General features: G+C 63.9%; 11 protein-coding genes and 2 pseudogenes. 2 read left to right on the plus strand and 11 right to left on the minus strand.

All coding sequences use genetic code 11. The features are described from left to right. Positions 1-77: 77 nt before the first annotated feature. A complete protein-coding gene (locus tag ACG873_RS19890) occupies positions 78-476 on the plus strand; it encodes a RidA family protein (RefSeq protein ID WP_394886963.1) in 399 nt (132 codons plus the stop codon). Between the two features lie 133 nt (positions 477-609). Here the strand turns inward: ACG873_RS19890 and ACG873_RS19895 are convergent, their stop codons facing one another. The 9 genes and pseudogenes from ACG873_RS19895 to ACG873_RS19935 all read right to left on the minus strand — a co-directional run bounded on the left by ACG873_RS19895 (position 610) and on the right by ACG873_RS19935 (position 11,398). Next, positions 610-1,998, minus strand: coding sequence for a family 16 glycosylhydrolase (locus ACG873_RS19895; RefSeq protein WP_394886965.1), 1,389 nt, complete (start codon positions 1,996-1,998; stop codon positions 610-612). Positions 1,999-2,664: 666 nt separating this feature from the next. Beyond that, entirely contained in the window at positions 2,665-3,603 is a 939-nt protein-coding gene (locus tag ACG873_RS19900; RefSeq protein ID WP_394886967.1) for an alpha/beta hydrolase, read from the minus strand. Between the two features lie 65 nt (positions 3,604-3,668). Continuing rightward, positions 3,669-4,019, minus strand: coding sequence for a YybH family protein (locus ACG873_RS19905; protein WP_394886969.1), 351 nt, complete (start codon positions 4,017-4,019; stop codon positions 3,669-3,671). Between the two features lie 28 nt (positions 4,020-4,047). Next, positions 4,048-4,830: a carnitinyl-CoA dehydratase gene (locus ACG873_RS19910; RefSeq protein WP_394886971.1), complete on the minus strand. Its 783-nt coding sequence runs from the start codon at positions 4,828-4,830 to the stop codon at positions 4,048-4,050. A 211-nt stretch (positions 4,831-5,041) separates the two neighbouring features. Next, a pseudogene (locus ACG873_RS19915) lies at positions 5,042-7,239 on the minus strand (acetate--CoA ligase family protein); the annotation flags it as partial. 159 nt (positions 7,240-7,398) lie between these two features. Continuing rightward, complete coding sequence (locus tag ACG873_RS19920; RefSeq protein WP_394886972.1) at positions 7,399-8,562, minus strand: acyl-CoA dehydrogenase family protein; 1,164 nt, start codon at positions 8,560-8,562, stop codon at positions 7,399-7,401. 299 nt (positions 8,563-8,861) lie between these two features. After that, positions 8,862-9,846: pseudogene (locus tag ACG873_RS19925) on the minus strand (carnitine 3-dehydrogenase); the annotation flags it as partial. After that, complete coding sequence (locus ACG873_RS19930; protein ID WP_394886974.1) at positions 9,843-10,466, minus strand: HD domain-containing protein; 624 nt, start codon at positions 10,464-10,466, stop codon at positions 9,843-9,845. The pseudogene ACG873_RS19925 and the gene ACG873_RS19930, both read right to left, overlap by 4 nt. An 11-nt stretch (positions 10,467-10,477) precedes the next feature. Further along, a complete protein-coding gene (locus tag ACG873_RS19935; protein WP_394886975.1) occupies positions 10,478-11,398 on the minus strand; it encodes a 3-keto-5-aminohexanoate cleavage protein in 921 nt (306 codons plus the stop codon). Positions 11,399-11,472: 74 nt separating this feature from the next. Here ACG873_RS19935 and ACG873_RS19940 point away from each other — a divergent pair, with 74 nt between their 5' ends. Continuing rightward, a complete protein-coding gene (locus ACG873_RS19940; RefSeq protein ID WP_394886976.1) occupies positions 11,473-12,453 on the plus strand; it encodes a GlxA family transcriptional regulator in 981 nt (326 codons plus the stop codon). Between the two features lie 66 nt (positions 12,454-12,519). Here ACG873_RS19940 and ACG873_RS19945 read toward each other — a convergent pair whose 3' ends face one another. After that, on the minus strand, positions 12,520-12,702 hold the full coding sequence (locus tag ACG873_RS19945; RefSeq protein WP_394886978.1) for an HAD hydrolase-like protein: 183 nt from the start codon (positions 12,700-12,702) through the stop codon (positions 12,520-12,522). A 23-nt stretch (positions 12,703-12,725) separates the two neighbouring features. Next, positions 12,726-13,289, minus strand: a complete 564-nt coding sequence (locus ACG873_RS19950) for a TIGR01458 family HAD-type hydrolase (RefSeq protein ID WP_394886979.1) — start codon at positions 13,287-13,289, stop codon at positions 12,726-12,728. Positions 13,290-13,299: the final 10 nt, after the last annotated feature.

Genomic DNA, 13,299 nt, shown 5'->3' on the forward strand with positions numbered 1-13,299 from the left:
CACTGTGCGTCGCAATCGTGCGAATTGCGGACCGCCTTCGCGGTAAACTCTGTAGCGATGGCCGGTGAAGGCTAACGATGATGTCAACGATCGCAGCACCCGAATTCGCCATGTATCACGACGAATGGCACCTTTCTCCGATTCTGGACACGGGAGAGTTCGTTTTCTTTTCAGGACAGACGGACACGCGCCCGGACGGCACGGTCTCTGCCGACCCGGAGACGCAATTTCGCGACGCCTTTACATCGCTTGGCAAGAACCTTGCGGCCGCCGGCCTCGGCTTTTCCGACATCGTCGAAATGACCACGTACCACGTGGAGCTTCGCCGACATCTCCCCGCATTCATGAAAGTCAAAGACGAGCATATCCGCCCGCCCTATCCGGCCTGGACGGCAATCGGCGTCGTGGAACTGATCACACCGGGCACGATCATCGAGATACGCATCATTGCACGCAGGTCGAAGCCGGGGGCGTGACCTCCACTAGGAGCCGATCAAGCTGAGCGCTGCATTTTGGGTACCGTAGTCACGCGAAGCACCCCTATCTCGACCGCTGCCGCTGCCCAGGTTTCCTTAAACGCAATTCGAGCGAGGCGCGCGCCTTCCCATCTCAGACAAGCCAGTCCAGTTCGTAGGCGCGGATATAGTCGATCTGCATTTCGGCGGGCGTCGCCAGGCCGTCGGCGGGCGTTCCGGCAGTCCCTCCCACCGCCAGATTGGCCAGCATGTACATGGGTTCGTGCATGTCGTCCGGAGTGTCGGTGCGGAAGACCTCGACATCGTCGAAATACCAGACGAGTTCGTCTTCCGTCCACAGCAGCCCGTAATTGTGGAAACCTTCGGTGTTGGTCACATTGACCGCCGAGGACACCGTCGTGCGGTTGCCGGTCTCGTTGGAGTGCGCGCTGACATGGACCGTGTTCGGATCCTGTCCGCGCATCTCCACGATATCGAGTTCGGGAGGCCATGAGCCGTCCGCCGGCAGCAGCCAGAAGGCCGGCCAGACGCCGTGATTGTTCGGCATGTCGGCTCTCATCTCGAAATAGCCGTAGGTCTGGGAGAACGAGCCATACGTCGTCAGCAGCCCGGACGTATATTCGTGATTGTTGATATACGGCTGGATCGAATCCGGCGCCCTGGCCGCGGTGATCGTGAGGATGCCGTCATCGACGCTGAACGGGTTGACCGAGCTTGTCGGGCCGTAGTCGGCGTCGATATACCATTGCAGCTCGCCGTTCTCGGCGAGTGTGCTTCCGTTCGGCTGTCCCCACCAGAAATTCGTGTCCCAGGTGCCGCCCGAGCCGTCCCGGAGATCGAGCGTGTCGAACTCGTCCGAGAACGACAAGGCCAGCGCCGACCTGTCGAGGCTCAACTTGAACTGGCTTGGCGCAAGACGGTCCACGGTCGTGCCGGCGAAGACCAGAACCTCGCCCTCCCCCAGGTCGAGCCGCACGTCGCTTCCCGACTGGACCATGCCGGCCCTGACCTCGTCGAACGATGCGAAGCCGTAGCCGTTGAGGCGGACCTGGTCCTCGGCGGTGAAATCGCGGATCAGGTCGCTTCCGTTTCCCTGTGCGAAGACGAAGATGTCGCTCCCGGCTCCGCCCTTGAGGACATCGTCGCCCAGTCCGCCGTCGATCGTCTGCCGGCCCGAGCCGCCGGTGATGATGTTGTCGCCGGAGTTTCCGATGGCGTAGCGCCCGCTGCCGGTGACCGTCAGGTTCTCGATATTGGCCGGCAGCGTGTAGCTCATCCAGGTGCTGATCGTGTCGATGCCTTCGCCGGCCTGTTCGAAAGCCTTGTTCTTGGCCGAGTAGAGATAATAGATGTCGTCGCCGAGCCCGCCGAACATGGTCACGGCGACACTGCCGTCGCCCCACATCGAATCATTCCTGGCGCTGCCGTATAGCTGCGGGCCCGAATTCGTCGCCGAAAAATGATTGACCGAGGATCCGCTATAGGGAAGTGGGACGCCTTTGGCGTTCAGTACCGTAGCCATCGTTGTTTTCTGCTCCTGCGTCTCATGCTGCCTGCGGCAGGCTAGCATCCATGTCCCACCGGTGCGACCGGGTTCCCGTTAACGTTGTGCAACACCGGGTAACAGAGCTGCGTTCCAAGGCCCCGATCGGGCTTTGTCCTTCGGGTCATGTAACGGTGTCTCCATGTTAGAAGGCGCACCTCTCCGTTGCCACGCCCGCTTCCGCGTCTGGCCATTGTGGGAAGCGGCGCATGGCAACCACGCCGATTATTTTAGTTATTTGACGCGCTGCCATGCGCCGCCGGCGTTTTCTCCCCTTGCCGCTCCCGGCCCATGCCCTGTCCCGGTATTCTGGGACAAGGAGCGGGCGCACAGGTTCGACCCGGGGCCGGAGCGCCCCGCACGACCATGCGGGAGTCATCTCCGGCGCCACACTTGCCTGGATGCCGGTCGTGCACACCCGTTCCCACCAGCAAGCTGCCGGGATGCAGTATGCGGGCATTGAGGGAGGGTGTGGACAAAGTCGAGGAAAACATTCCTGACAGATGCTGACATGATGGGGCGGCGATAAGCGACATGGGCAAACCACACGATCATCGCCTATGTGCGAGATACGCCTTGCAGTCGTGGAGGTAGTGCCGACCTCCTTTCTCCCCGCGCGGGAAAATAGGCGCCAGCGCCAGCGTCTCACCACACCCACTCGCCCTTGCCGAGCACAGTTACCGCCTCGATGATCCGGCCAAAGCTGGCGCGGGCCCGCGCAGCCGTATGCCGCGCCCTGAGATAGCCGTGCACCAGCCCCGGCTCCTCATGCCACCACGCTTTGCCGCCCTCCGCCTGGATGCGGCTGCCATAGGCTTCGCCGTCGGAGGATAGCGGATCGCACTCGGCGGTGATGATCACCGTCGGCGGCAGATTGGCGAATTCGGCGTCGGCGAGCGGCGCGAGCGTGATATCGCCGGTGCGGTCGACGCCCCCGGTGCGGATGTCCCGGTAAAAATCCAGGTCGCGCACGGTGAGCATCGGCGCTTCGGCATGGACCACATAGGAGCCCTTCGAGGCGTCGCCACCTAGGCCCGGATAAATCAGCACCTGTCCGATCGGGTGGCGCTTATGGCCGCGCGTCGCGTGGCTGACCGCGGCCGCGAGATTGCCGCCGGCCGAATCGCCGCAAAGCAGAATCGCCTGGCTGTAGGTCGCCGCCGCCCACTCGAAGGCGCTGATCGCGTCGTCGAAGGCCGCCGGATGGACATGCTCCGGCGCCAGCCGGTAATCGACCGACACCACCTCATAGCCGCTGCCCGCGCACAATTCGGCGCAGACATCGTCATGGCTGTCGAGCCCGCCGAGGATGAACCCGCCGCCATGGAAATAAAGCACCATCGACGCCGCTTCCGGCGCGGCGGTGCGGTAGATGCGGATGGGAATCGCGTGGGTCGGCGTGCTGATCGCCGAATCTTCGGCCGCCGCGCCTTCGGGATAGCCGGCATGGAAACCCCGGCACATCGCATCATAATTCGCGCGATGATCGTCGATCGTCTCGCCGCCGGTGGGCGGGTAATAGGAATTGGTGCGCTCGATGAACGCCCAGGTCTCCGCATCGATCAGTTTCTCGTAATCGATCATGGCGATCGTTTGCCGACTCCCTTGCACTTCAGTTGCGGCCGCCGACCTGTCTTCGACCTGGCGCCCTACGAGTTCGAAAATCGGTCGATCACCCAAAGCCACGTTCCGTCACCCTGGCGGCGGGCGACCTCAGCGCTGATGCTGCCGTCGGGAAAACGTGTAGAGGTGAGCGCCAAGTCTCCGCTGACGACGGCGGCGCGCTGCTCCCCGAGCTGGAACTTGCGCCCTGATGCGATGATCTCCGCAAAGAAGGTGCGGATTGAATCCTTCCCCTCCGTCAACCCATCGCCGCTGTCGATGATGGCGCCAGGTTCATAGAGCGCCACCATTCCATCCAGATCACCGGCCCTCTGTCGCGTGACTAGAAAACGCTCAAGATCCTGCGGATCGTGAGCCGGCTCAGTTTCATCAGCCACGGCGGCTCCTCTCGAAAACGATGGCGGCCTACCTGCCCTTCCAGACCGGATCGCGCTTCTCTGCAAACGCGCGAAATCCCTCCTGGTTGTCCTCCGACGCATAAAGTTCGTCCACCGTGCGGAATTTGCGCTTGGTGATCCAGTTCATCGCGTCCTGGAATTCCATCGCCTCGGCGCGCCGCGCGACCTCCTTGATCGCGGCGAAGACCAGCGGCGGCCCGCCGGCGAGCAGGCGCGCGATCTCCCAGACGCGATCTTCCAGCTTCTCCTTCGGCAGCACCTCGTTGACCAGCCCCCAGCGATGCGCCTCCGCGACGTCCATCCAGCGCCCGGTCAGCAAAAGATCCATCGCGACATGATACGGAATGCGCTTCGGCAGCTTGACGGTCGCGGCATCCGCCAGCGTGCCAGCCTTGATCTCGGGCAGCGCAAAGCTCGAATGATCCGACGCATAGATCAGGTCGCAAGACAGCGCGAGTTCGAACCCGCCGCCGACCGCCATGCCGTTGACGCAGGCGATCACCGGCTTGTTCATGTCGCGCAGTTCCTGCAGGCCGCCGAAGCCGCCGACCCCATAATCGCCATCGACCGCGTCGCCGCCGGCTGCAGCCTTCAAATCCCAGCCTGCGCTGAAAAACTTGTCGCCCGCGGTCTTCACGATGGCGACGCGCAGTTCCGGATCGTCGCGGAATGCCTGAAAGGTCTCGCCGAGCTTTCGCGACGTGGCCAGGTCGATTGCGTTGGCCTTCGGCCGGTCGAGCGTGACTTCGAAAACGCCGCCCTCGCGTCGGGTACAAATAACGTCTGACATCAATTCTCTCCCTTGGCGCTAACCTGCGCGACTCCCTCCCCTTGCGGGGAGGGTGGCTTCCCCGGGTCTTGCCTTCGGCAAGCCCAAGGACAGGCTCCGGGCCGGGTGGGGGTGGCGCAGAATACTGTGTCGGCGCAGAACCGAGCGCTTCGTCTCCACCCCCCCTCCGTCGCCTCCGGCGACACCTCCCCCGCAAGGGGGAGGAGGGCGCCATCATCATCAGCGCATCGGCAATCCACGCGCCCTTGCCCTCGCAGCAAACGATCAGCGGGTTGATATCCAGCTCCTCGATCTTATCCGAGTTTTCCAGCACAAACGCCGCGATCCCCAGAATAGCCTCGATCGCCGCGTCGAGATCGGCCTTCGGCCTCCCCCGATAGCCATCCAGCAGCGGAAACAGTTTTAGGCCGCGCAGCTCCGCCTCGATATCTCCGCGCGTCGCCGGCAGCATCAGCGTTGCGGAATCCTTCAGCAACTCCACCAGCACGCCCCCAGAGCCGATGGTCATGACCGGACCGAATATCGGGTCGCGCGTGAAGCCGACGATGAGTTCGGCGACCCCGCCCTGCACCATGCGCTCGACATAGAGGCCAATGCCGAGCGTCAACAGCGCCGCGGCCGCCGCCTGTACCTCTTCGGCGGATTTCAGGTTGAGCCTGACTGCGCCCAGTTCGCTCTTGTGGGCAACGCCCAGCGCCTTGAGCGCGGCCGGGAAACCGATTTGCTCGGCGGCGGCAACGGCTTCCTCGGCCGTAGCAGCGCGGCAGCCAGGCGGGACCGGAAGGTTTGTCTGGATGAGCAGGGCTTTGGCCTCGGCTTCGTCGAGTGTGAAAGCCCCCCTCACCGTCTCGGGCTCCGCCCGAGCCACCTCTCCCCACTCCGTGAGGGCGAGGAACTGCCACTCGCGAAGGCCTCGACGGACTGGGTTCCTCTCCCCCGGGCAGGGGGAGAGGTGGTTTGCGAAGCAAACCGGTGAGGGGGTGTTTTGAACATATCCGCCGTCGCAATCGGCTGAGCCACTGCCGCTTTCCACCTCTCCCCGATAAACGCCGCCGCCTCGACCGCTTCCATCGCTTCGACGATCCCGTGCAACGGCACGATGCCGCGCCGGAAAAGCTCGGCGGCATGCTCTTCCGGCAGGTTTTCCAGCATCGAGGCGACGATCGCGCCGCGCGCGCCATTGGTCTTCAGCGCAGCCTCGAATGCCCGCACGGTGGGCCACCAATCGGCGTCGGAGCAGCGGTCGTTGCGCGGAAAATCCAGCACCAGCATGTTGAAATCGAACCCGCCGGAGACCATCGCCGTGAAGGTGTCGGTCATCGCCGGTTCGTTGTTCCAGATGAAGGTGTGGTAATCGAGCGGATTGGCGACTGCCACCAGAGGGCCGAGTGTCGATTTCACATGCGCCCGGTGCGCCTCGGTGAGGGCGGGGAAACGGACTTTTCGCCCTTCGGCGGTGTCGGCCATCACCGAAGCCTCTCCGCCGGAACAGCTCATCGAGGAAAGCGCGTAGCCGGAAAGCGGGCCGCCGGCATGCAGCAGCTTCAGTGTTTCGAGGAAGGCCGGGATCGAACCGGCCCGCGCAATGCCGAGCCGCTTGAGGAAGGCTTCGCTAGCCGCGTCCGACCCGGCGAGCGAAGCCGTATGCGAGATCGTGGCGGCCCGCGCCTGCTCCGACCGCCCAACCTTCATCGCCACGATCGGCTTGTTCAGCTCCCGCGCCCTGGCCGCCAGCCGTTCGAAACCAGCGGCTGAATCGAAACCTTCAATGTGCAGGCCGAGGCAGGAGACGCGGTCGTCCTCGATCAGGCCGAGCGCCATTTCGGACAAGCCAGTCTGTGCCTGGTTGCCGGCCGTCATCAGGAAGGAGATCGGCAGGCCGCGCTTCTGCATGGTGAGATTGCAGGCGATGTTGGACGACTGCGTGATGATCGCCGCACCGCGCGTACCAGGCTCCAATCGCCGGCCGCCATGTTGGTCCGGCCACAGCAGCGCGCCGTCGGCATAGTTGATAAGGCCGTAGCAGTTAGGTCCAATGACCGGCATGTCGCCGGCTGCTTCGACCAGTTCGGTCTGCAGCCGGTCGCCGTCCTCGTCATCGGCGCCGGCCTCGCGAAAACCGGCGGCGAAGCAGATCGCGCCGCCCGCCCGGCGCGCCGCAAGCTCGCACACGACATCTATTGTGGCGAAACGGTTGACGCCGATGAACACCGCATCCGGAGAGCCCGGCAGGTCGGCGACCGAGCGGTAGGCCTTCACGCCCTCGATTTCGTCCTTCTTCGGATGCACCGGCCAAATGTCACCGGGAAAGCTCATCTTCAGCGACTGCCTGACGACATTGGTGGCGAACGCGCCGCCGCCGATCACGGCGATGGATTTCGGACGCAGCAGGCGTTCAAGACGGTGCATGGCATGCGCCTCCCCTTCTCCCCTTGTGGGAGAAGGTGTCGCCGAAGGCGACGGATGAGGGGTGTTGGACGGAGTGCCAGGCTGGAGCACCCTTCATCCGACCTCGCTTCGCTCGGCCACCTTCTCCCACAAGGGGAGAAGGGAAATCCAGGTCCACCATCATCCCCCCACCGCCCTCAGCATCGCCCGCGAAATAATATGCCGCTGGATCTCGCTGGTGCCCTCCCAGATCCGCTCCACGCGCGCGTCGCGCCAAATGCGCTCCAGCGGCAGATCGTCCATGAGGCCCATGCCGCCATGTATTTGGATCGCCTCGTCGGCGACGAAGGCAAGCATCTCCGTGGCTTTCAGCTTGGCCATCGCCATGTCCTGGTCGGTGACGGTGCCCTGGTCGTATTTCCAGCCGGCTTCGAAAACCATCAGGTCGGCGGCCTTCAATTCGGTCGCCATGTCGGCGAGCTTGAACGACACACCCTGGAACTTGCCGATCTGCTGGCCGAACTGCTCTCGGTTCGCGGCATATTCGACGGCATGGCCGAGCGCGCGTTCGGCGCGGCCGAGACAGGTCGCGGCAACCTGCAGCCGCGTCGCGCCCAGCCAGGAATTGGCGACCTCAAAACCCTTGTGAACCTCGCCGAGCACTTGTTCCTTCGGCAGCCGGCAATCGTCGAATTCGAGGATCGAATTGGTATAGCCGCGATGCGAGACGTTGCGGTAGCCCTCGCGCACGGTGAAACCGGGCGTGCCCTTGTCGACGAAGAAGGCGGTGATCTTCTTGCGCTTGCCGTGCGGCGAATCTTCCTCCCCCGACGCCATGAACACGATGGCGAAATCGGCGATATCGGCGTGGGAGATAAAATGCTTGGTGCCGTTGAGCACCCAGTCGTCGCCGTCCTGAACGGCAGTCGCATTCATGCCGCGCAGGTCGGAACCGGCGCCGGGTTCGGTCATCGCCAGGCAGTCGGATTTCTCGCCTCTAACACATGGGAAGAGATATTTTTCGCGCTGTTCCGGCGTGCCGGCCAAAAGTATGTTCGAAGGCCGCGCCACGCAGGTCCAATGCAGCGCATAATTGGCGCGGCCGAGCTCCTTCTCGTAGAGCAGCCAAGTCACCGTATCGAGCCCGGCGCCGCCGACGTCTTCGGGCATGTTGGCCGCATAAAGCCCGGCCTCGATCGCCTTTGCTTTCAGCTCATCGATCAGCTCGCGTCGCAGAACGCCGGCCCGCTCCACCTCCGCCTCATGCGGATAAAGCTCGTTCTCGACAAAGGCGCGGGTCGTGTCGACGATGAGCCGCTGTTCTTCCGATAGGCCGAAATCCATGTTCACATCACCTGTTGCGAGGTTGACCGGTGCGTTGTGCGTCCTTCGACAAGCTCAGGATGAGGGAGGCTGGTGCCAACCTCAACGGCAAGGCCGGGCACCACCGGCCTCACCATTTCGCTGGCCTCTCAGGATGAGGCAGGTCTGCACCCAACCTTAATATGCTGGCCAGCACCAGCCTCCCTCATCCTGAGCTTGTCGAAGGACGCACGACCACCGCCTCAGCCCTTCTTTTTCTTCAACTTCCCCGCCTTGGCCTTCTCCGCAGCCTTCGACCCAGGCTTCTTCGCCAGCTTCGCCAGCCGCTTGGTATAGTCGTTATGCAGCGCGCCGGCGCCCCAGCCCTTGCCCTTGTTCTGTTTGCCCAGCGCATCCATGATCGCGACCAGATTGTCGTCGCGGATTTTTTTCGAGCTCGCGGATCGACAGGCCGTGCGCCTGGTCGTCCGATTGCGTCGCGATGAGATCGACCAGCTCGTCGTTGAATTCCGGCACGTCCATCAGCTTGGTCCACGGCCATTTCAGGCACGGCCCGAACTGCGCCATGAAATGGCGCATGCCGGCCTCGCCGCCCGCCACGCGATAGACCTGGAACATGCCCATCTGGGCCCAGCGCAGGCCGAAGCCGTAGCGCATGATGTCATCGAGTTCCTCGACGGTGCAGATGCCGTCCTTGATCAGCCACAGCGCCTCGCGCCATGCCGCTTCGAGCAGGCGGTCGCCGACGAAGGCCTCGATCTCCTTGCGGATCACCACCGGCTTCATGCCGATCGAGGCGTACATTTCCTTGGCGACTTCGATCGCCTCCGGCAGCGTGTCCTTGCCGCCGACGATCTCGACCAGCGGCAGCAGATAGACCGGGTTGAAAGGATGGCCGACGACCAGCCGCTCCGGATATTTCATGGCGGTCTGCATGTCCGACGGTTTGATGCCGGAAGTCGATGAGCCGACGATGGCGTTGACCGGCGCGTGCGCGTCGATCTCGGCCAGCACCTTGTGCTTCAGGTCCAGCCGCTCCGGCACGCTTTCCTGAATGAAGTCGGCATCGGCCACCGCTTCCGCGATGGTCTTGGCGAAGGTCAGCTTCCCCTCTTTCGGCAGCCCATCCGGCAGCATCTGCCTGTAGGCCCGGCGCGCGCCCTTCATCACCTCGCCGACCTTTCGCGACGCTTCCGGGTCGGGATCGTAGATCGAGACGTCGATGCCGTTGAGCAGCAGCCGCGCCACCCACCCCGCGCCGATGACCCCGCCACCTATGGCTGCGGCCTTGCCGATGATGCTCATGCAGATGCTCTTTGTCTGGCGATTTCGGGGTTGACGAGCGGCACGCGCTCGCCGGGTCGGATGACGGCCGGATCGTAGGCTTTTCGTGAAAACACCTCGATCACGAACGGACGGAAGAACTCGATCGGCAGGGTGTCGTAATCCGGATCGAAGCTCGACTGGTCCCAGCGCTCGCAGAACTGGTCGCAATCGTCGAAATAGGCATGCCCCGCAAACCTGTCGCGCGCATGCGGATTGCCGCCGAGATGGTGCGCGTAATAGAGGCGCTGGAAATCGCCGTGCTTCTCGACCGTCCAGAAGCATTGCTCGCGCACGAACGGCTTCACAATCGCCGCGGCATATTCGTCGTGATTGTAGGGTGCGTAGATGTCGCCGATGTCGTGCAGGAGCGCGCAGGCTATCCAGTCCGTATCGGCGCCGTCGCGAAAAGCGCGGGTCGCCGCCTGCAGCGAATGGCCCAGCCGCGTGATCTTGTAGCCGGACAGGCCCTCGTCCAGTTGCACCAGCGCATCGAGCAGCCGGTTGCCGGTCTTCGCGGCATATTCGGTCTCATGCGCAGTCAGGAATTCGTACTCCTCGCGCGTGCCGTCCTTCATCGCCGTGAACTTGACCGTTTTCATCGATGCCTCCTTCAAGCGGCAGCGAGCGGCGGGCGCTTGGTGAGGTTGAGCTTCTTGCGCACCTCGTCGGGGCCGATCACCCGCGCGCCCATGCTCTCGACGATGGTCACGGCGCGCTCGACCAGCTGCGCGTTGGTCGCCAGCACACCCTTGTCGAGCCACAGATTGTCCTCGAGTCCGACGCGAACATTGCCGCCGGCGAGCACTGCCGCCGCGACATAAGCCATCTCGTTTCGGCCGAGCGAGAATGCGGACCATGTCCAATCCGACGGCACGTTGTTGACCATCGCCATGAAGGTGTTGAGATCGTCCGGCGCACCCCATGGCACGCCCATGCAAAGCTGCACCAGCGCATCCGGCTTGAGCACACCTTCGCTTACCAGTTGCTTGGCGAACCACAGATGCCCGGTATCGAAAGCCTCGATCTCCGGTTTGACGCCCAGCGCCGTCATCATGCCGCCCATGGCGCGCAGCATGCCCGGCGTGTTGGTCATCACATAATCCGCTTCGTTGAAGTTCATGGTGCCGCAATCGAGCGTGCAGATTTCCGGCAGGCACTGGCGCACATGCTCCATGCGATTGGCCGCGCTGCCCATGTCGGTCCCCTGCTCCTTCAAAGGCAGCGGCGCCTCGGGCGGACCGAACACCATGTCGCCGCCCATGCCGGCGGTCAGGTTCAGGACGACATCGACCTTGGCGTCGCGGATGCGCTCCGTGACCTCGCGATAGAGATGGACGTCGCGGCGCGGCTTGCCGGTTTCGGGATCGCGCACATGGCAATGGACGATCGCGGCGCCGGCCTTTGCGGCGTCGATCGCCGCGTCTGCGATTTGCTTTGGCGAGCGCGGCACATGCGGGCTGCGGTCCTGTGTCCCGCCCGAGCCGGTCACGGCGCAGGTAATGAAGACCTCGCGGTTCATGGCTAGCGGCATGTCTCTCTCCCAACAATACAGAGGGCAATCATGACCGACTTGCGAAAAGCTGTTTTGCATTTTACGAAGTCTGCATGACCAAAGACGAAACACCGTCGATCTTTTCGCCTGAGCGCGCGCCGATCAAGGTGACGTTCCTGATCTTCTCGGGTTCGTCGATCATGTGCGTGGCCTCCGCCGTCGATCCGCTGCGGGCCGCCAACCGGATTTCAGGCGACACGCTGTTCGACTGGAAAACGGTCTCGGCCGACGGTGAGCCGCCGGTCACCACCTCCGGCCTTCCGGTCGCCGTCAGCGGGCGATTCAATCCGGCGGAAAAAACCGACGTGCTGATCGTTGTCGGTGGCTTCGGCACCAGGACCCAGGGCACGCCGGGCCTGGTGTCCGGCATTGGCCGTGCGGCTCGTAGCGCCCGCGCCTGCGGCGGCGTCGAAGCCGGCACATGGCTCGTCGCCCGCGCCGGCCTTCTGGAAGGCCGCGCCGCCACCACCCACTGGGAAGACATGGAAGACTTTGCCGCCGCCTTCCCCGGCACCGACGTCCGGCCTGACCGCTATGTCATCGACGGTCCCGTCTTCACCACCGGCGGCGCGTCGCCGACCTTCGACCTGATGCTGCATCTGATCCGCACCCGGCTCGGCATGGCGGTGGCGCTCGATGTCGCCAGCGTCTTCATCTATGACCAGGCACGTGCCGCGACCGATGCGCAGCCGCTCGTCTCGCTCGGCCGCCTCGACGGCTACGACCCGCGGCTGGCCCAGGCTATTCGCCTGATGGAGTCGCATGTCGACCGTCCCCTGACAGTCGCGGCAATCGCCAAGCGCGCCGGCGTCACCGCCCGCACCCTGGAGAGCATATTTGGCAGATCCATCGGCGAGACGCCTGGCGCCTACTACCTGCGGCTGCGGCTCAACACCGCCCGCCGGCTGGTTCTCGACACGCGCGAACCGATGGCCAACATCGCCGAGCGAACCGGCTTTACCAGCGCCGCCGGCTTCTCGCGGGCGTTTTCCAAAACCTTCGGTGAAGCCCCGGTGAGAATGCGCCGGGGATAGGCCCTTTTCGCGTGGTTGGCTCGTCTAAGGGATCGGAAATCTATCCACGGGTGCGAAACCGCGCGTTCACTTTTTGCGCGCGACGATCCAGTCGGCGGCCCCGGCAAGATCATTGAAAACCGCGGTCGGCCGCGGGTCGAAGCGCGTTTCATCGCCGGGTCGGTACTTGCCCGTGCGCACCAGAAGCGCGCTCGATAGCCCGGCGTCGAGCGCGCCCGCGACATCGCCTTCTGCATCGTCGCCGACCATGACCGCCTCTCCCGGCGGGCAATTCATGCTAAAAGCGCTGCCTGGAAGAAGTCCGGCGACGGCTTGCCGAGGACCGTCGCCTGCCGCTGGCAGGCAAATTCCAACGCGGCAACGAACGGGCCGGCATCGAGGCTGAGCCTGCCGTCGGCGTCCTTGAACGCCCTGTTGCTGGCCAGCGCCAGGAAGTCCGCGCCTTCGCTCAATTCCCTAAATGCTTGATTCAATGCGGTATAATCGAGCGTCTCGCCGACATCGCCAATGACCACAGCGCGCCTGCCATGCGCCGGCAGGCCTTCGAACTCGGCCTCGAGATTGGGATGAACCAGCAGATGCGGCGACAACCGGCGCTTGACAAGCCATTCCCGCGCCGCCCGCGCCGGCGTGAAAAGCTCATCCGCCGGAACGGAAATGCCGAAGCCGGCCAGCCGATCGAGAACGGTCCGTCTCGTCGACCGCGTCGTGTTGCTGACGAACCGCAACGGCAGTCCCGCCTCGCGCAGCCGCACCACGGCATCGACCGCGCCCGGTATCGCCCTGTCGCCATCGTAGATGACGCCGGCAAGATCCAGAAGCACACCGCTGATCATCGCCCAAAGA

This window comes from Allomesorhizobium aridi (assembly GCF_043769475.1).
Classification (GTDB): domain Bacteria; phylum Pseudomonadota; class Alphaproteobacteria; order Rhizobiales; family Rhizobiaceae; genus Allomesorhizobium.